The organism is Pseudomonas sp. LBUM1664 (assembly GCF_059695895.1).
Genome location: NZ_CP166791.1, coordinates 700,009 through 718,258, shown reverse-complemented (window position 1 = coordinate 718,258; position 18,250 = coordinate 700,009). Strand labels below are relative to the sequence as shown.

Genomic DNA, 18,250 nt, shown 5'->3' with positions numbered 1-18,250 from the left:
CGATGGGGCCCAGCCAGGCAATGCATAGCCCGGAGGTACTTGCATCTTCCCCGCCCCACCCGCATAACTGCCCACATGAATCTGCCTCTTGCAGCCGACCACGCCATGGCAGGCTTTCACCCCGCCGTGCGCGCCTGGTTCAGCCAGACATTCGCGGCGGTCACCGCCGCCCAGGCCCAGGCGTGGCCGTTGATCGGCCAGCGCCGTTCGACCCTCGTCGCGGCCCCCACCGGCTCGGGCAAAACCCTGACGGCGTTTCTCGCCGTGCTCGATGACCTGGTGCACCGTGGCCTGGAACACGGCGGCCTGCCGGATCAAACCCTGGTGGTCTACGTCTCGCCACTCAAGGCGTTGAGCAACGATATCCAAATCAACCTGCAAGACCCGCTGGCCGGCATCACCGAACAGCTGCGGCAGATGGGCCTGCCGCCCTTGCACATCACCACCGCCGTGCGCACCGGTGACACGCCGCAGAAAGAACGCACGGCGATGCGCAAGACCGCGCCGCATATCCTGGTGACCACCCCCGAATCACTCTACGTGCTGCTCGGCTCCGATTCCGGCCGGCAGATGCTCGCCAGCACCCGCACGGTAATCGTCGACGAAATCCACGCCATCGCGGCCAGCAAACGCGGCAGCCACCTGGCCTTGAGCCTGGAGCGCCTGCAAGCGCTTTGCGCCGAACCACTGATGCGTATTGGCCTGTCTGCCACGCAAAAGCCCATCGAAGCAGTGTCGCGCTTTCTCGTGGGCCACGGACGAACATGTGAAATCGTCGACATCGGCCACGTCCGCCCCCGGGATCTGGACATCGAAGTGCCACCGGTGCCGCTCTCGGCGGTGATGGCCAATGACGTCTGGGAACTGGTCTACAACCGCCTTGCCGAGCTGGCCCGGGAACATCGCACCACGCTGGTGTTCGTCAACACCCGACGGCTCGCCGAACGCTTGAGCCGTCATTTGAGCGAACGCTTGGGCAAGCACGCCGTGGCCGCCCATCACGGCAGCCTGGCCAAGGAGTTTCGCCTCGATGCCGAACAACGGCTCAAGCGCGGCGAATTGCAGGTGCTGATCGCTACCGCCTCTTTGGAACTGGGCATCGATATCGGCGATGTCGACCTGGTGTGCCAGATCGCCTCACCGCGCTCGATCTCGGCATTCCTGCAACGGGTCGGCCGCTCCGGCCACCAGGTGGGCGGCACACCCAAGGGACGCTTGTTCGCCACCACCCGCGACGACTTGATCGAATGCGCCGCCCTGCTCGATTGCGTGCGCCGCGGCGAACTCGACATCCTGCACATCCCCAAGGCACCGCTGGATGTGCTGGCCCAGCAGATCGTCGCCGAAGTCAGTTGCCAGGAATGGCAGGAACAGGCGTTGCTGGACACTTTGCGCCGCGCCTCGCCCTACGCGGAACTGGACGACGACCACTACCAGGCGTTGCTGCACATGCTCGCCGAAGGCCTCAATAGCCGTCAGGGCATGCGCAGCGCGTACCTGCACCGAGACGCCGTCACCCGCACCCTGCGCGGGCGCCGTGGCAGCAAGCTGACCGCCGTGACCAGCGGCGGCACCATCCCGGACAACGCCGACTACAGCGTACTGCTCGAACCCCAGGGGCTGAACATCGGCAGCGTCAACGAAGACTTTGCGGTGGAGAGCATTGCCGGCGACGTGTTCCAGTTGGGCAATACGTCCTATCGCATTATTCGCGTCGAGACCGGCCGCGTGCGGGTCGAGGACGCCCAGGGCCAGCCGCCGACCATTCCGTTCTGGCTCGGCGAAGCCCCCGGGCGCAGCGATGAGCTGTCCCTGGCCGTGGCCCGCCTGCAGGCGCAGCTTGACCCACTGCTCGGCGCCACGCCGGGCAATCTGCAACCAGCCCTCGACTGGCTCACCGGCACCTTGCGGCTGAACCAGGCCAGTGCCGAACAATTGGTGGACTACCTGGCCCCGGCACGCCTGGCCTTCGGTGCCCTGCCCTCCCAGGACACCCTGGTGATGGAGCGGTTTTTCGACGAGTCCGGCGGCACCCAGTTGATCATCCACACGCCATTTGGCAGCCGCATCAACCGCGCCTGGGGCCTGGCCCTGCGCAAGCGCTTCTGTCGCACCTTCAATTTCGAATTGCAGGCCGCCGCCAGCGAAGACGCCATCGTGCTGTCGCTGTCCACCAGCCACAGCTTCGAGCTGGACGAGGTCTGGCGCTACCTCAACAGCCACAGCGCCGAACAGATATTGATCCAGGCGGTGCTGGACGCGCCGTTGTTTGGCGTACGCTGGCGCTGGAATGCCGGCGTGGCCCTGGCCTTGCCGCGCTACACCGGCGGGCGCAAAGTCGCCCCGCAGATCCAGCGCATGAAAAGCGAAGACCTGATCGCCAGCGTGTTTCCGGACCAGATCGCCTGCCTGGAGAACCTCGCCGGCGAACGGGAAGTCCCTGACCATCCGCTGGTGGAACAGACCCTCGACGATTGCCTGCACGAAGCCATGGACAGCGAAGGCTGGCTGGCGCTGTTGCGGCGCATGGAAGCGGGCGAGATTCGCCTGATCAGCCGCGACCTGCCCGCGCCCTCGCCCCTGGCGGCGGAAATTCTCAGCGCCCGGCCCTACACCTTTCTCGACGACGCGCCCTTGGAGGAGCGCCGCACCCAAGCGGTGATCAACCGCCGCTGGAGCGATCCGCAATCGACCGACGACCTCGGTGCACTGGACACCGAGGCCATCCAGGCCGTACGGGACGAAGCCTGGCCCGCGCCCACCCGCCTCGATGAAATGCACGAAGCGCTGATGAGCCTGGCCTGCATCGCCGACAGCGAAGCCAGCGCCCACCCGTCGTGGCTGGACTGGTTGCAGACACTGGCCGAGCGCGGCCGCGCCAGCCATGTGCAGATCAGCGCCGAACGCGGCCTGTGGGTGGCGCTGGAACGGCTGACCTGCCTGCAAGCGATTTATCCACAGGCCCAATGGCAACCGCCGCTGACGCCCTTGGCCGGTTTCGATGGAGCCTGGGACAGCGACGCCGCCGTGGTGGAAGTGCTTCGCGCGCGGCTCAGTGCCTTTGGCCCGCTGCCGTTGAAGGCGATCGCCTACCCGCTGGGATTGTCGACCCCACAGGCCACCCAGGCCCTGGCACAACTGGAACAGCAAGGTTACGTGCTGCGCGGTCGGTTCACGCCGGGCACCGGGCAGGAGGAATGGTGCGAGCGGCATTTGCTGGCGCGTATCCACCGCTACACCGTCAAACGCCTGCGCCGGGAAATCGAGCCGGTGATGCTGCAGGACTTCATGCGGTTTCTGTTCGACTGGCAGCATCTGTCGCCGACCACTCAGGGCCGGGGCAACGCCGTGTTGCCGTCGATCATCAGCCAGTTCGAAGGTTACCCGGCCGCCGCGTCGGCCTGGGACAGCGACCTGCTGCCGGCGCGGATCAAGGACTACTCATCGAGCTGGCTCGATGAGCTGTGTCGCAGCGGCAAGCTGGTGTGGACGCGCCTGAGTGCTCGCCAGAAGCCCTCCGCCAGCGCCCTGCGCAGCACGCCAATTGTGTTACTACCGCGCAATCAGGTTGCCCTTTGGAGCAGCCTGACCGAGCAAGCGCCGGTCAGCGAACTGTCGCCCAAAACGCAAAAAGTCCATCAGGCCCTCAGCGAACACGGCGCGCTGTTTTTTGATGAACTGCTGCACGAAGCCCACCTGTTGCGCAGCGAACTGGAAATCGCCTTGCAGGAACTGGTGGGCGCCGGGTTGGTGAATGCCGATAGCTTTGCCGGGCTGCGAGCGCTGATCACACCCGCCAGCAAACGCCAGGCCCGCAGCAGTCGGCGCGGGCGCGGGGCGTTCGTCGGTGGCATGGACGACGCCGGGCGCTGGGCCTTGTTGCGGCGCAGTGCGCCCATACCCGAGGAAGGAAACCGGCCCGCGGCCACCCCACCCGAGACACTGGAACACATCGCCATGACCTTGCTGCGCCGCTACGGCGTGGTGTTCTGGCGCTTGCTGGAGCGAGAAGCCGATTGGCTGCCGAGCTGGCGCGAGCTGCTGCGTACCTTTCATCGCCTGGAGGCGCGGGGCGAAATTCGTGGCGGCCGGTTCGTCAGCGGGCTGGCGGGCGAACAATTCGCCCTGCCCGAAGCCATCCCGGTACTGCGCGAAGTCCGTCGCCGCCCCACCGATGGCAGCCTGGTCGCGGTGTGCGGCGTCGACCCACTGAACCTGGCCGGCACCCTGCTGCCAGGGGCGAAAGTGCCGGCGCTGGCGAGCAATCGGCTGGTATACCGCGATGGTTTACCGGCGGCGGCGCAGATTGCTGGCAAGCAGCATTTGTGGCTGGAATTGGATGCCCAGAGCATGGCTGAGGTGAGGAACAAACTCATCCAAAAAAATTGAGGGTGTCTGGACTGGCCTCATCGCGAGCAGGCTCGCGATGAGGCCATCAGCCCCGCCACAAAACCTGATCAATTATTGAGGCTGATCAGGCACCTCACCCCCCTCTTCTTTCGGCTCATCCCCCAACCGCCGCGGCATCATCACCTGCTGTGGATAAGTCTGCGCGAAATGCACCGCAGGGGCGTTATCCACAAGCTTCTTCAAGCGCTGGTTGAACGCCCGGCTCACCGCATACTGCCCACCGGACACGGTGCGGAACTGGGCGGTGAGCACCACGCCGTTGAGGTCCATCTTGTCCACGCCGAACACGTCCAGCGGCCCTTGCAGGTTGAACTTGAGAAACGGATCGTCCGAGATCGAGTGCCCGGCTTCTCGAATCAGTTCAATGGCTTGGTCCACGTCAGTGTCGTAGGTGAACTGCACCGAAAAAAACGCATAGGCGAATTGCCGAGACTGGTTCGTCACGGCCTTGATCTGGCCGAACGGCACCGAATGCACGAAGCCCTTGCCGTCGCGCAGGCGCAGCGTGCGGATGGTCAGGCCCTCCACGGTGCCGGCATGGCCGGAGTCGAGCACCACCCAGTCGCCGATGGACAGCGTGTCTTCGATGATGATGAACAGCCCGGTGATCACATCCTGCACCAGTTGCTGCGAACCGAAACCGATCGCCAACCCCACCACCCCGGCACCCGCCAGCAATGGCGCGACGTTGATGCCCAGGTTGGCCATGGTGGTAATCGCGCAAATCACCACCAGGATGATTTTGATCGCGTTGCGCAGCAACGGCAGGATGGTTTTGATCCGAGTGCTGGGTTGGCGCGCCCCACGCTTGTTGAGCGGCGGCTTCAAGGCTTCCTGGATCGCCGTATCGAGCACCACCCACGCAAGCCAGGTCATCAGGAAGATAAGACCAATGCGGCTGAGGGAATCGCTGATGGCCCGCCCTACGGCGTTGCGCGAGGCGAACTCGAACAGCGAAATACCCCAGATCCGCCCGAGAATTTCAATGGACGCCACCGCCATGACAATCCGCAACAAGGCGTGCAACAGGCTCAGCAGCCGCCCCTTGTAGGCACTGTTACGCTGGATGACTTCGGCCTTGGGCGACTTGAACACATGCTGGAACACCGTGCTGAGGAACACCATCGCGATCAGCAGGATGGTGGTGAATATCGCGCAGCGCAGGGCCTTTTGGTTGTCTTCGCCGACACCGATCAGGCTCACCGCCGACACCAGCACCATCAACAGGATCGGCCAATACCAGAGCCCGGAAAAAATCCGCAGCGACTCCTGCAAGGCCGGCTGCTTCAAGCGCTGGGCCAGCGGTCGGTTGCGAATCAGGTGCGCCACCGGTCGGCGCATGCGAATCACCAGCCAGCCAAAGATCACCGAGGCGAACAATCCGGTGAATACCGCGACGCTGCTGGTGATGTTGCCGCCCAGTTGCCGGGCGATCTGCGGGCTGGTCAGGGCATCGCTGAGGGCGGCGAGAAAACCGATCATGAACAGCGGCCGAGGGCTGAAACGGCGAATGATTGCCACCGCCCGGCGTTTGTGGCCGGCGTTGAACATCACGATCACGCACAGCAGCACCGAGGTGGAGAAAATGCCGCTGCTGGTGGCGTAGGCAAAACACAGCGCAAGGGCGCGACCGAGCGATACCTGCAGGAAGTGGCTGACGTACAGGGCCAGCGGCAGACAGACCAGCGCCGGTACCGTGTAGGCCAGCAGGTAACCGAGCAAATCCCGAATGCGTTGACGGGTGCGCAGCCAACGGCCCCGACCAAGGCGTCGCACCAACAGCCGCGCAGCCGCCCAGATCAGTGCAAAGCTCCCCAGCCAGACACTGGAAAGCAACAGGAAATCCCCCGCCACCCGCCAGGACGAACGGGAAGTCTGGTCCACCAGCCGGTCCACCTCATCCGCCGCCCTGTCCGCCCGCAGACGCCAGGCATCGACCAGGTTCTGGTTGAGGTCGAGCTGGTCCTGGACGTCATCGATGCTTGAACTGATAGCCCCCAACAAACCGCCCTGCACCAGCGGCTTGGATTCGGCGGTGGCGTCACTGGACGCCGTGGCGTCGGGGACGGCGGCGGCCCCGTAGGCGAGGCTGCCAGTCATTGCCAGCAAGACCAGCAGGAATGCGGTACTCAATCGAGACAAAACGCGAGGCTCCTTTACGGGTTAGGTAAAGAACTGATCCGTAACGGGCGGGCAAGTTCGGTGGGAGGCCGACACAAACCTGTGGCGAGGGGATTTATGTGGGAGCAAGGCTTGCTCGCGAAACAGGCACCTCGATTTCTGAAAGGCCGCAGATCCTCCATCGCGGGCAAGCCTTGCTCCCACACAGCGGGGATAAATCCCCTCGCCACAGTTACTTCACCGTCTGCTCCACCGCCGGTAAGCCCATCGAAACTTTCTGCGCCGCGCGGCAGTCATCAAAAGACAGCAGCGGTACGAGGTCATTGGCACGGGAGGGACACATGACGGCGATCCACATTGGCATTTCCGGTTGGCGTTACACGCCTTGGCGGGGGGATTTCTACCCTAAGGGGCTGACCCAAAAGCGTGAACTGCAATTTGCCTCGCGAGCGGTCAACAGCATCGAAATCAATGGATCGTTCTACGCCCTGCAACGCCCCGAACGGTATGCCCAGTGGTACGCCGAGACGCCGCCCGGCTTCGTGTTCAGCGTCAAGGCGCCGCGTTTCATCACCCACATCAAGCGCCTGCGGGACGTTCATAAACCGTTGGCCAACTTCTTCGCATCCGGGGTCCTGGAGCTCAAGGAGAAACTCGGCGCCATCCTCTGGCAGTTTCCCCCAAGCTTCAAATTCGACCCCGAGCTGTTCGAGGACTTTCTCAAGCAACTGCCCCACGACACCGAGGCAGCCGCTGCCCTGGCCCGGGAGCACGAGCCGCGCCTGGACGGCCACGCCAGCACCCAGACCGACAAGAAGCGCCCGCTGCGCCACGCCGTCGAGATCCGGCATGAAAGCTTCGTCGACCCGCACTTCATCACCTTGCTCAAGCGCTACGACGTCGCGCTGGTAATCGCCGATACCGCCGGCAAATGGCCCTATCGTGAAGACGTCACCAGTGACTTCGTCTACCTGCGCCTGCACGGCGCTGAAGAACTGTACGCCAGCGGCTACACCGACGCGGCCCTGAAACGCTGGGGCGAGCGCATAGAGGCCTGGAGCCACGGCACGCAGCCCGGCGACGCCCATCTGATCGACCCGAAAAAGAAGCCCCGTGCGCGCAAGAGCCGGCAAGTGTTCTGCTATTTCGACAATGACATCAAAGTTCGCGCGCCCTATGACGCGCGCCACTTGCTGGAACACTTCGAGCTGGACAAAGACCTCGCCACCGCGCCCGGTGTGCGCCCAGCCGAAGGGGTCTTGCCATGAGCATTCCAGAATCCACCGAGGCGACCCGCGAGCCGACCCAACATCCGGCGCAACACCTCGACCGGGTCAGTCGTTTCACCGTCCTGACGGTCAACACTCACAAGGGGTTCACCGCCCTGAACCGCCGCTTCATCCTGCCGGAACTGCGCGAGGCGGTGCGCAGCGTGGCCGCCGACGTGGTGTTCTTGCAGGAAGTGCACGGCACCCACGAACACCACCCTCAGCGCTACACCAACTGGCCGAGCATGCCGCAATACGAGTTTCTGGCCGACAGCCTCTGGCCGCAGTTCGCCTACGGGCGCAACGCGGTGTACCCGGCGGGCGATCACGGCAACGCGCTGCTGTCGAAATTCCAGATCGTGAGCCACGACAACCTGGACGTGTCCATCAGCGGCCATGAAAGCCGCGGCATGCTTCACAGCGTGCTGCGTCTACCGGGCGACGGTCCGGAAATCCATGCCATTTGCGTCCACCTGGGGCTGCGCGAAGGTCATCGTATCGAGCAACTGAAGCTGCTTTGCCAGCGCTTGAGCGAACTACCGCCCGAGGCGCCAGTCATCGTCGCTGGCGACTTCAATGACTGGCGCGGCAAGGCCAGTGAACTGCTCGAACCTTGCGGCCTGCGAGAAGTGTTTGCCGAGCAGTTGGGCAAACCGGCCCGCAGCTTTCCCGCGCGCCTGCCCATCCTGCGCCTGGACCGCATCTATGTGCGCAACCTCAAGGCCCGTCATCCCAAGGTGTTGAGCGTACGACCCTGGTCGCACCTCTCCGACCATGCGCCGCTGTCGGTGGAGATCGAATTATGAGTGCGACGATGAACAAGGCAGCCGTGGAACAGGTCGAGGTTCCACCCACCGAGCGCGATCCGACGCTGGCCGGCATGGAATACGGTTGGCACGGCAACAACCGCGTCACGCTCCTGGAAAACGGCGAGGAATATTTCCCGAGGGTCTTCGAGGCCATTCGCCGGGCCGAGGAAGAAATTCTTCTCGAAACCTTCATTCTGTTCGAGGACAAGGTTGGCAACGAACTGCGGGACCTGTTGGTGGACGCCGCCCACCGCGGTGTGCGCATCACCGTCAGCCTCGACGGTTTCGGTTGCGGCGAGCTGACCACCGAGTTCCTGGCGTCGTTAAGCGAAGCGGGGGTGCGTTTGCAGATTTTCGACCCGGCGCCCCGGCACTTGGGGATCCGCACCAACTGGTTCCGCCGCCTGCACCGCAAGGTCGTGGTGGTGGACGGGGTGATCGCGTTTATCGGCGGGATCAATTTTTCCGCCGACCACCTCGCCGACTTCGGCCCCGAAGCCAAGCAGGATTATTCCGTGGAAATCAAAGGCCCGGCGGTGGTGGATATCCATCACTTCGCGCTGTTGCAGAGCGGCCGGCCTTCCCGGGCCAAATATTGGTGGCAACGCCGCCGCAGCCGTCGCAACGAGTTGGCCTTCAATGATCATGACGGCCAGGTGCGCCTGGTCTATCGCGATAACCATGAGCATCAGACCGACATCGAAGAGGTTTACTTGCAGGTGCTGCGCAGCGCCCAACGACGGGTGGTGATCGCTAATGCTTATTTCTTTCCCGGCTATCGACTGCTGCGTGAGATCCGCAATGCGGCACGTCGTGGCGTGGAGGTGCGGCTGATCCTGCAGGGCCAGCCGGACATGATGATCGCCAAGCTCGCGGCGCGGATGCTTTACAGCTATCTGCTCAAGGCCGGCGTGGTGATCTACGAATATGGCGAGCGGCCGCTGCACGGCAAGGTCGCCCTGGTGGATGAGGACTGGAGCACCGTCGGTTCGAGCAATCTGGACCCGCTGAGCCTGTCCCTGAACCTGGAGGCCAACGTGCTGATCCGCGACCGGGCGTTCAATCGTGAATTGTTCGAGCGACTCGACTTCCTGAGCCGCAACCATTGCACCGTCATGCCCGAGAATCCCACCCCCCGGGGCCTGCTGTGGCGCATGACCATCGGGTTCATGGTGTTCCACTTTTTGCGCCACTTTCCGGCCTGGGCCGGCTGGTTGCCGGCCCATAAACCGCGCCTGAAACCCTTTTCGCCGTCGACGACGGTTCGGAGCCCATTCCATGAACCACTCTGACGCGCACACCGTGCCAAGTGATGTCCACGTCCAGGAAGACGCCAAACCCAAGTCACGCTGGCACCGCTGGAAAAGACCGCTGACCCTGGCCTTCTTCCTGCTGCTGATCGCGCTGTTCACCACTCTTGCCCGGCGCATCGACTGGTCTGAAGTGTTCACCACCCTGGCCGACTTCAAGCTTCGCACCTTGCTCATCGCCGCCGCGTTGACCGTCGCCAGCTTCATTACCTACGCCTGCTTCGATCTGATCGGCCGCACCTACATCCGGCAAAAACTGGGTTGGCGGCAGATCTTGCCGGTGGGCGTGATCAGTTACGCCTTCAACCTCAACCTCAGCGCCTGGGTCGGCGGCATCGCCATGCGTTACCGGCTGTATTCACGGCTGGGGGTCAGCAACGGCAACATTGCCAAGATCCTCGGCCTGAGCCTGGCCACCAACTGGTTCGGCTACATGACCCTGGCCGGGGTGGTGTTCAGCAGCGGCCTGGTGACGATGCCACCGGGCTGGAAACTGAGCAGCAATGCGCTGCAAGGCGTGGGCGTGCTGTTGTTGGTGGTGAGCGCCGGCTATCTGGTGGCCTGTCAGTTTTCCAAGCGGCGGGCCTGGACGATTCGCGGCATGGAAATCAACCTGCCGTCCCTGCGCATGGCCGTACTGCAACTGGCGCTGGGAGCGTTGAACTGGTCGTTGATGGCCGCGGTGATTTTCACCTTGCTGCCGAGCAAGCTGGACTACCCGGTAGTGCTCGGGGTACTGCTAATCAGCAGCATTGCCGGGGTGATCACGCACATCCCGGCGGGGCTTGGGGTGCTGGAGGCGGTGTTTATTGCGCTGCTGCAGCATGAGGTTTCGCGGGGCAGCCTGCTGGCGGGGCTGATTGCCTACCGGGCGATCTACTTCATCCTGCCGTTGCTGATCACGGTGCTGATGTACTTGGTGATTGAGGCGAAGGCGAAGGCGTTGCGGGTCAAGCCTGGGCTCAAGTGATGAAGAGCGCCTGAGTTATAGGTTGCCTGGGCTGGCCCCTTCGCGAGCAAGCCCGCTCCCACAGGGGTTATGGAGATTCATGTGGGAGCGGGCTTGCTCGCGAAGAGGCCAGTCCTAACACCACAGAACTACCGCTCCTGAATAATGCTCAACCGCTCTCCCACCACCATTTCCGTGATCCAGTCCACCAGGATCGAGGTGTAAGCCTGCTGTGACACGGGGTCGCTCAGGGCATGGTCGGCGCCGTCGATGATCCGATGGGTCAGCGAATGGGTCTGCTGACACGCAGCGCGGTAGCTCATGATGGTGGCGTGGGGCACATGGTCGTCGGTCTCGGACTCCACCAGCAACACATCACCGGTGAACTGCGAACACGCGTGCAAGGCGCGATTGGTGTCGGCGTGCACCAGGGTGCTGCGGTAATCCAGCAGGTCGGTTTTATCCAGCTCGCGCTTGGGCGTGTGCCATTGCTCATCGCGGTACAGCGCCGGTACGCGCAACGCCAGCCAGCGCACCGGCCGCAGTGAGGTCAGGATCGAAGCCAGGTAACCGCCGTAGCTGGTGCCCACCACTGCAATCGCCGAGGTGTCCAAGGCCGGGTGAGCGAGCAGCCGATCATAGGCCGCCAACAGATCCCGCAAATTATCTTCCCGTGTGACCCGGGCCAAGGGAATGCCCGCGCCTTTGGTATGCCCGCGCAAATCAAAGGTCAGGCACACGCAGCCCAGGCCGGCGATGCCCTTGGCCCGTTCCAGGTCGCGCTCCTGGCTGCCGCCCCAACCGTGCACGAACAACACGCCGGGCACTTTCGACTTGGGGCTGAGGAAGGTCCCGTTCATCCGTTCATCGTCGATCTCGATCTGAATGGTTTCGCTTCTAGCCGTCATAGGAATGAACCGTTACGTATTTGAGAAGGAAGTCTCCATTGTGCGCCGCGCCGCGATACACCTCCTTGGCCCCTGGCGGCAACGGTTGGTCGATGTAGGTCTCCACCGAGGACACCCGGACTGCGCTGGTCGAGGGATCCTCGACGAACACCTGCAACGCCGCGAGCTCCGCGCTGCTGGCCCCGCCCATGCGCCATGACTGTTCCAGCACGCCGCCACGGGGCTGGCCGCCGACATCGAGGCCTTGGGCGATGTCGTAGTTGCGCCGCGAGGCAAAAAAGCGCGGATAAGCCTGGATGGCAGCGTCGTCAAACACTTGCGCCAACCGCACCGCTTCACGCACATCGTCGGGCAGGTCGAGCCTGAGCAACTCGATGTAGCCACCCTCCACCACCAGCAGATCCGAGCCGCCGTACACCTCCAGCCCCTCGCTGTCGCGGGTCAGGTGTTGCACCCCGCAATAACTCAAGACCTTGCCGTTGATGAAGCTCTGGCCGACGCTCTGGGTCTGGACCTCACTGAGGTTCTGCTCCAGCACCACGCCATCGCGAAACAGCGCCTGGACCTCAGGCTCGGCGACGATTTCATCGAACTGCGCCAGGTTCTGGATCACCCGTTGATCGCGCCCCGCACTGGCATGGATCGGCTTGAAACGGATCGGCCCTGCGCACAGCAGATGCTCGGCAGCCGGGCGCGCATCCTGGAGCGAAAAAACACTCACGCCATCAAGCACCGCGCCCTGGGTGAGCTTGGCAAACAGCGCTGACCAACCTTGGGGGGCGACCGCATCCTTATTCAGCAGACCGTGGGTAATCGCCTTGGTGCAAATGAAATCATGCTCGACGTAGCCGCCCCATAAATCCTCGGCCCCCTTTACACCCAACCGCCGCGCAGCCTCTGCACCAATCAGGGTTTGCGTAGGCAACAGATACAGGTCGCGCCCGGCATGGTGCTGCTCGTCATAAGTGCCGCCGTACTCAAACCCCAGGATCTGCGCCAGCCAACGGGCCAAGGCACGATTGGTTTCGACTTCATGGAGCGGTGCGTGAGGGTTGACCGAATGGGCCACTACCGTTTTGTTGCGATTGATCGATGTCATGCGTTGCCCTTTTACCTGTGCTCGATGCACTGTAGGTAAAGGGGTGCAGAGATCAAGCCAACGGGGGAGCAAGGGACGGATGGTCAAGGAAACAGCGTAGCGCGGGGAAAAGATGGCACCTGGCCCGTTTCATTCTGCACGACCATCAGCAGGCATCCGGCAAATTGCACGACGGCAGGAGCACACACAAATGGATTCACTGCGGCTTTGAAACACCCCCAGGCGTGACCCCAAACTTCGCCCGATAATCACTCGGCGCCAACCCGGTAATTTTCTTGAATGTCGCTCGAAAAGCGCTCGGGTCCTGGTAACCGACGGTCCAGGCAATGTGGTCGATGGTGCCATTGGTGAATTCCAACATTTCCCGGGCCTTGCCAACCCGCAGGTGCTGGCAGTACTCGGTGGGCTTGAGTCCGGTGGCGGCGCGAAACCTGCGCAGGAACGTGCGCTCTTCCAGCCCGGCCCATTCGGCCATTGCACCGAGGGATACGTCCACCGCACCGGTGCCTTGCAACCAGTGCTGAACCTTGAGGATCGCCGCGTCGCCATGCCCAAGAATCGGCGCAAAGTTACTGCCGCACTGGCTTGCGCTGTCGCTGTGCTCGATCACCAGAAATTGCGCCGTGCGCGTGGCGATGCTGGGCCCGAGCAGGCGGTCAACCAACCGCAACCCCAGCTCCGACCAGGCCATCAGCCCGGCCGTGGTGATCAGGTCGCCGTCGTCGACGATGGGTTTGTCGGCGTTGAGTTTGATCTTCGGGTAACGCGCAGCAAAAGCCTTGGCCGAGGTCCAGTGGGTCGTGGCGCTGCGCCCATCGAGCAGGCCGCTTTCGGCCAACAGAATCGAACCGACACACACCCCGCCCAACACCGTACCGCCAGCGTGCTGCGCGCGCAGCCAGGCCAACAGCGCCTGGGAGGCCTGCCCCTCACTGAAACCGGCGATGGACGGCGGAATCAGCAACGCAGCCAGCTTGCCCTCAGGGCCAGCCTCGCTGTCGAACACTCGCAGCGGAATCTCGCCGTTCTGCGCCCGCCAGTGGCTTACCCGCAGTCGCGCCAGTTGCGGGCTGGCCTGCTCGGCGGCGATCCGCTGCGCCACGGCGAACAGATCGGTCAAACCATGCACCGCCGCCAATTGCGCGCCGGGATAGATGAGCACCCCGAGTTCGGCGATTGCCCTTTGCTGCGCCATTGTCAGTTTTCCCTCGCTTATTGTCGTTGCGGCCAATCCTCGAATCGCCGGTAAAAGCCAATACTGGCTTCACACCCAATGTGATCGAGGAAGCCTCCATGTCCAAGCAAACGCTCATCGTAGTCGATATCCAGAACGACTACTTCCCCCAGGGAAAATGGCCATTGGTCGGTGCCGAAGCCGCCGCCGATAATGCCGCAAGGATGATCGAAGCCTTTCGCCAGGCCGGGGATCAAGTGGTGCACATCCGCCACGAATTCACCTCCGACTCCGCGCCGTTCTTCACCCCGGGCTCCGAAGGCGCGCAGTTGCACCCCAAGGTGCTCAACCGTGCCGATGAGCCAGTGGTGCTCAAACACTTCGTCAACTCGTTTCGCGAAACCGAACTGCAATCGATCCTCGACCAGCACGGCATCGAGCAACTGGTGATCGTCGGTAGCATGAGCCACATGTGCATCGACGGCGTCACCCGCGCTGCGGCAGACCTGGGCTACGGCGTCACGGTGATCCACGATGCCTGCGCCACCCGCGACCTGGAATTCAACGGCCTCGTTGTCCCGGCGGCCCAGGTACATGCGGCCTTCATGTCGGCCCTGGGGTTTGCCTATGCGAGTGTGGTGAGCACTGAGCAGTTTTTGGCTGCCGACCGCTGAGTTACGCTGCGCACAGCAAACGGCAAGCCTAAAAAAACCGCGCCTCGTAACCGAAGCGCGGTTTTGAAGAGGCGCTTAAAATGCCCGCCATTCAGGCTCCGATCTCAGTAAAACTTGAGCACTGCGGTCATAAAAGAACCTGCAGTAACCTCGGCATCGTCGCCACAAAGCCCATCTGCTGCGCTTCGCGCTGAAGCCCTCGTAACTTCTCTGCGCTCCCTTGATCACCGCCGCGCAACCACTGCCCAGCCACACCGATCAACCGCACATGATGGCTGACCCACGCGCACGACGCGGACTCGGGCAATGTCGCCATCTGTTGCCCATGCCAAATCGCCTGTTCATTGTTCCCCGCCAACAGGCAGATTTCAGCGGCGGCCACTCGAAAGCGTAACGCGTTATGGGCCAGGCAGGCCCGGGTGAGCAGAGCCTCCCCCTTCAAGAGTGCCTGCTCGCAAAGCTGCGTATCGTCGACCATCAGCGCCAGGCTGCCGTAGACCCAAGGTCCGATGTAACGCTGCAACTCGAAGCGTTCAACCAGACTCGCCGCGTCCATGATCAATGCCTGCGCCAGCCCGCGCTCGCCCCGATGCAACGCCACCCGCGCCAGCCCTTCCAGCAAGATCGCTTCGAAACGGCTGGCGCCAAGGTTGCGCGCAAGCGCCAAGGCGCAGGTCAACTCTTGCTCTGCCAACGCGTCCTGAGCGCTTGCCACCAGCACCCAGGCAGCGGTCAGCCGTGAGAAAACTTCTGCTCGATGATTGCCAATCTTGCCGCTGCGTTCGATGGCATCCGTGGCATCGCGCAATGCCTGTTCCGGCTGCCCCAGATAAAACTGCGCCGATCCCCGCGCACTGCGATTACCCGCCTCCACATACACCAGCCCATTGCGCTCGCACAGACGTACGCATTGATCGAAGACTTCGTAGGCGGTCTGCATGCGCCCTTGTGCGTAGTACGAATCACCGATCCCACTCAGGGCCTTGGCCTCGATTTCCAGATGCCTACCGATACGCGCAAAGGACAAGGCCTCTTCATGCAGCCGGCGACACTCTGCATAGTTGCCGCGCGGGAAATAGATGTTGCCGCGAAGGTGAAACAGCCGGGCCAGGGCCGTATCTGCCTCCATGGCCCGGGCGATGGGCAACATCTCTTCAATCAGACGTTCTTCCTCGTCCAGGCAATCGAGCGTATTGAGGACCGCCGCAAGTTCCAGCGCTGACTCGATCTGATCTTGCGATTGTTCAGCCAAAGCCAGCGCCCGCTGAAAATGCTCCCGCGCTTCAACGGTCTGGCCCAGGCCGGAACAGGCCTGGCCGCACAACAACGCGAGCGGAAAATTGCTGCGCGTGCGCTCGACAAACACAGCGCATTGACGGGCCAGCGCAAGAACGCTGTCGTACTGACAGGCGAGTCGTTTTTCGCTCATGGCGGCCAACAGCGCGTCGAACGCAGCCGGATCATTGGCCCTGAGCAAGTGCTGGGCGTAGAGAACCCGGTCGCGCTCGCGGTAGAGGCTCGCCACCTCACGATGCAACTGCTCACGAAGGACCACCGGCATCGCATCGTAGAGACAGTGCATGACCAGATCGTGGACAAACAGATAGCTACCCGACTCAACTTCGCGCAGCAGCCCCTGGCGCATATCCGCCGTCGGAAAATAATCCGGCTGCCCCAGCGCTTCGCGCCAGAGCGTGAGTTCGAACCTATTGCCCAGGACCGCGGCGTAATGCAGGGCGCGACGTTGGTCGGGGGCCAGCTTGTCAAAGCGGGTCTGGACCAAATGCCGCAGGCTGTCGGGGAAAACGCCCTCCTGACTCGACAACAATTGCGTCAGGTACAGCGGATTGCCCTGGGCGCGTGTGACGCAGTCAGCCCGGTAGCGCGGATCGACATCGCTGAATTGATCCGCCAGGACGGTGGCCTCACGTGCCCGGATCGGCGCGATGTCGAGCAGACTCATAGGGTTACTGGAATGCGCACGGATGTGGCTTTCCAGCGGGTCACCTTCGGGGCGGGACGTCAGCAGCCAGACGACCGGCGCCTCATCCGTGGCGTTGAGCAGTTTGCCCAGCATCGCAAACAGCGCAGCGTCGCCCCAGTGCAAGTCTTCGAGGCAGATCAACAAAGGTTGTTGCACCGCGATTCGCAGCAACACCTCAAGCAAAGCGTGGAACAGCCCTTGGGTGCGGGCCTGGTTGCTCATCGCGGCATACAAGATGGGCGCCTCGGCAGACGATACGCCCGTCAGCACCTGCAGGAACATTAGGTGCTCGGGGGCCACTTTCAGGCGCGACAACGCGGCCTCCAGTAGCGCCCCGCGGATCGGGGTCGATCCGCCCAGACCGAGCAGACTGCTCACCAACTGCCCCAAGGGCCAGAGGCTGTTGTCCATGCCGAAATCCAGCACATCGCCGCGATGACAGGCAAACCCACACTGCCGGGCCATTTCGAAAAATTCGCTGACCAGGCGGCTCTTGCCAATACCCGCCATGCCACGCACGTAGACCACATGCCCGTCCTGGCACTCCTGGGTGGCCTCGATCACGCCCTTGAACTGCAACAACTCAATGGCCCGCCCTACCAATGGACGCGGCGCGTTTTCGTCGAGGCTGCGCAGGCGCAAGCATTTTCGATACGCACCAAACTCATCGTCGGTGGGCGAAAACTCAAATCGGGCAGCGAGTTGTTCGAGCAAGTTCTGCGCAACATACACCGGCGCGTGGCCATGGCGATCAGACAACGGCTGTTGCGCAAGCAAGATGGCTTCAGCGTGCAGCTGCGTCGCTTCGGCACTCAGGCGCACGAGCCGCAGCAATAAGGCATGCCCCGGCTTCACGAATTGTTCTCGGCTCAGCGCCAGCGCGCATAACAGACCTCGCTCGCTATCACTGCGATACGCTTGCGGAGAACCGAACTGGGCGATCACCACACCCTGCGTCGTACCCAGAGGAACGCCACCGAACTGACGGACCAGGCGCTCAATTTCGTCCGCGAGCACCAAAGGGACCGCCTCTGGCAGCCCATCGATGCAAAAGGACAGCTCCAGCACATAGCGGACGACGGCCTCATCGATCTGCTTCAGCGCCTGTTGCGCAAAAGCCGTCTCGTGCAAGTCGGTAATCGTCTGTTCGATTTCGACCAGGGCCGCCGAGACGGGGTCTCCCAACAGTGCGCTCACATCAACCCCGAAGGCCGTAGCCAGGTGTCGGGCCGTGCGGTAGAGCACCGGTTTGCCGGTTTCGGCGCGCTTGATGGAGGCGATTGACACGCACAGGTGTCGGTTCAGGCAGGCTTCGGCCAAGGTTTCCTGGCTCAGGCCATGCTGTTTGCGCAGCCCTTTCAACGACCCGGCGTCGAGTAGGACACGGCCGTCGGACACCAAGGTATCGCGCTTGGGCAAGGCAGGAAACGCGTTGTGTCTGGAGTCCATGTTGATCGCCCCGGCCGCCCCTTGCACCCTGGGCAAGCACGCCAATTTTGAATACCGATCCTATATCGGTAACAGCACTCCCGAGATTGAGGCCA

The 18,250-nt window shown here is 62.9% G+C and carries 11 protein-coding genes; 6 read left to right on the top strand and 5 right to left on the bottom strand.

Translation table 11 applies throughout. The features are described from left to right. The first annotated feature begins 75 nt into the window (after nt 1-75). Complete coding sequence (locus ACA047_RS03350) at nt 76-4,389, top strand: DEAD/DEAH box helicase (RefSeq protein ID WP_497356660.1); 4,314 nt, start codon at nt 76-78, stop codon at nt 4,387-4,389. Nucleotides 4,390-4,461: 72 nt separating this feature from the next. On the opposite strand, the gene ACA047_RS03345 is transcribed toward ACA047_RS03350, so the two are convergent. Continuing rightward, nucleotides 4,462-6,552: a mechanosensitive ion channel family protein gene (locus ACA047_RS03345; RefSeq protein ID WP_497356658.1), complete on the bottom strand. Its 2,091-nt coding sequence runs from the start codon at nt 6,550-6,552 to the stop codon at nt 4,462-4,464. 320 nt (nt 6,553-6,872) lie between these two features. Between ACA047_RS03345 and ACA047_RS03340 the strand changes: the two genes are divergently transcribed. Genes ACA047_RS03340 through ACA047_RS03325 form a run of 4 tightly spaced genes read left to right on the top strand, consistent with a single transcriptional unit; the run spans nt 6,873 to nt 10,888 of the window. Next, nucleotides 6,873-7,799, top strand: a complete 927-nt coding sequence (locus tag ACA047_RS03340) for a DUF72 domain-containing protein (RefSeq protein WP_497356656.1) — start codon at nt 6,873-6,875, stop codon at nt 7,797-7,799. Then, a complete protein-coding gene (locus ACA047_RS03335) occupies nt 7,796-8,605 on the top strand; it encodes an endonuclease/exonuclease/phosphatase family protein (RefSeq protein ID WP_497356654.1) in 810 nt (269 codons plus the stop codon). The genes ACA047_RS03340 and ACA047_RS03335 overlap by 4 nt, the downstream gene beginning before the upstream one ends. Next, entirely contained in the window at nt 8,602-9,900 is a 1,299-nt protein-coding gene (clsB, locus tag ACA047_RS03330) for a cardiolipin synthase ClsB (protein ID WP_497356652.1), read from the top strand. Before ACA047_RS03335 ends, clsB begins: the two co-directional genes overlap by 4 nt. Next, on the top strand, nt 9,887-10,888 hold the full coding sequence (locus ACA047_RS03325) for a lysylphosphatidylglycerol synthase domain-containing protein (RefSeq protein ID WP_497356650.1): 1,002 nt from the start codon (nt 9,887-9,889) through the stop codon (nt 10,886-10,888). The genes clsB and ACA047_RS03325 overlap by 14 nt, the downstream gene beginning before the upstream one ends. Nucleotides 10,889-11,016: 128 nt before the next feature. Here ACA047_RS03325 and ACA047_RS03320 read toward each other — a convergent pair whose 3' ends face one another. The 3 genes from ACA047_RS03320 to ACA047_RS03310 form a co-directional block, all read right to left on the bottom strand. Continuing rightward, complete coding sequence (locus tag ACA047_RS03320; protein WP_497356648.1) at nt 11,017-11,775, bottom strand: alpha/beta hydrolase family protein; 759 nt, start codon at nt 11,773-11,775, stop codon at nt 11,017-11,019. Continuing rightward, complete coding sequence (locus ACA047_RS03315; RefSeq protein WP_497356646.1) at nt 11,765-12,874, bottom strand: DUF3182 family protein; 1,110 nt, start codon at nt 12,872-12,874, stop codon at nt 11,765-11,767. The genes ACA047_RS03320 and ACA047_RS03315 overlap by 11 nt, the downstream gene beginning before the upstream one ends. 196 nt (nt 12,875-13,070) lie before the next feature. Beyond that, a complete protein-coding gene (locus ACA047_RS03310; protein ID WP_497356644.1) occupies nt 13,071-14,069 on the bottom strand; it encodes a GlxA family transcriptional regulator in 999 nt (332 codons plus the stop codon). Nucleotides 14,070-14,167: 98 nt separating this feature from the next. On the opposite strand from ACA047_RS03310, the gene ACA047_RS03305 reads away from it, so the two are divergent. Next, a complete protein-coding gene (locus tag ACA047_RS03305; protein ID WP_497356642.1) occupies nt 14,168-14,722 on the top strand; it encodes a cysteine hydrolase family protein in 555 nt (184 codons plus the stop codon). 127 nt (nt 14,723-14,849) lie between these two features. Here the strand turns inward: ACA047_RS03305 and ACA047_RS03300 are convergent, their stop codons facing one another. Continuing rightward, complete coding sequence (locus ACA047_RS03300) at nt 14,850-18,155, bottom strand: ATP-binding protein (protein WP_497356640.1); 3,306 nt, start codon at nt 18,153-18,155, stop codon at nt 14,850-14,852. Between the last annotated feature and the right edge of the window lie 95 nt (nt 18,156-18,250).

What these genes read in the sequence shown, in the direction of transcription:
- ACA047_RS03350 (WP_497356660.1), top strand. Translation starts at nt 76, where the DNA reads ATGAATCTGCCTCTTGCAGCCGACCACGCCATGGCAGGCTTTCACCCC.
- ACA047_RS03340 (WP_497356656.1), top strand. Translation starts at nt 6,873, where the DNA reads ATGACGGCGATCCACATTGGCATTTCCGGTTGGCGTTACACGCCTTGG.
- ACA047_RS03335 (WP_497356654.1), top strand. Translation starts at nt 7,796, where the DNA reads ATGAGCATTCCAGAATCCACCGAGGCGACCCGCGAGCCGACCCAACAT.
- clsB (WP_497356652.1), top strand. Translation starts at nt 8,602, where the DNA reads ATGAGTGCGACGATGAACAAGGCAGCCGTGGAACAGGTCGAGGTTCCA.
- ACA047_RS03325 (WP_497356650.1), top strand. Translation starts at nt 9,887, where the DNA reads ATGAACCACTCTGACGCGCACACCGTGCCAAGTGATGTCCACGTCCAG.
- ACA047_RS03320 (WP_497356648.1), bottom strand. Translation starts at nt 11,775, where the DNA reads ATGACGGCTAGAAGCGAAACCATTCAGATCGAGATCGACGATGAACGG.
- ACA047_RS03315 (WP_497356646.1), bottom strand. Translation starts at nt 12,874, where the DNA reads ATGACATCGATCAATCGCAACAAAACGGTAGTGGCCCATTCGGTCAAC.
- ACA047_RS03310 (WP_497356644.1), bottom strand. Translation starts at nt 14,069, where the DNA reads ATGGCGCAGCAAAGGGCAATCGCCGAACTCGGGGTGCTCATCTATCCC.
- ACA047_RS03305 (WP_497356642.1), top strand. Translation starts at nt 14,168, where the DNA reads ATGTCCAAGCAAACGCTCATCGTAGTCGATATCCAGAACGACTACTTC.
- ACA047_RS03300 (WP_497356640.1), bottom strand. Translation starts at nt 18,155, where the DNA reads ATGGACTCCAGACACAACGCGTTTCCTGCCTTGCCCAAGCGCGATACC.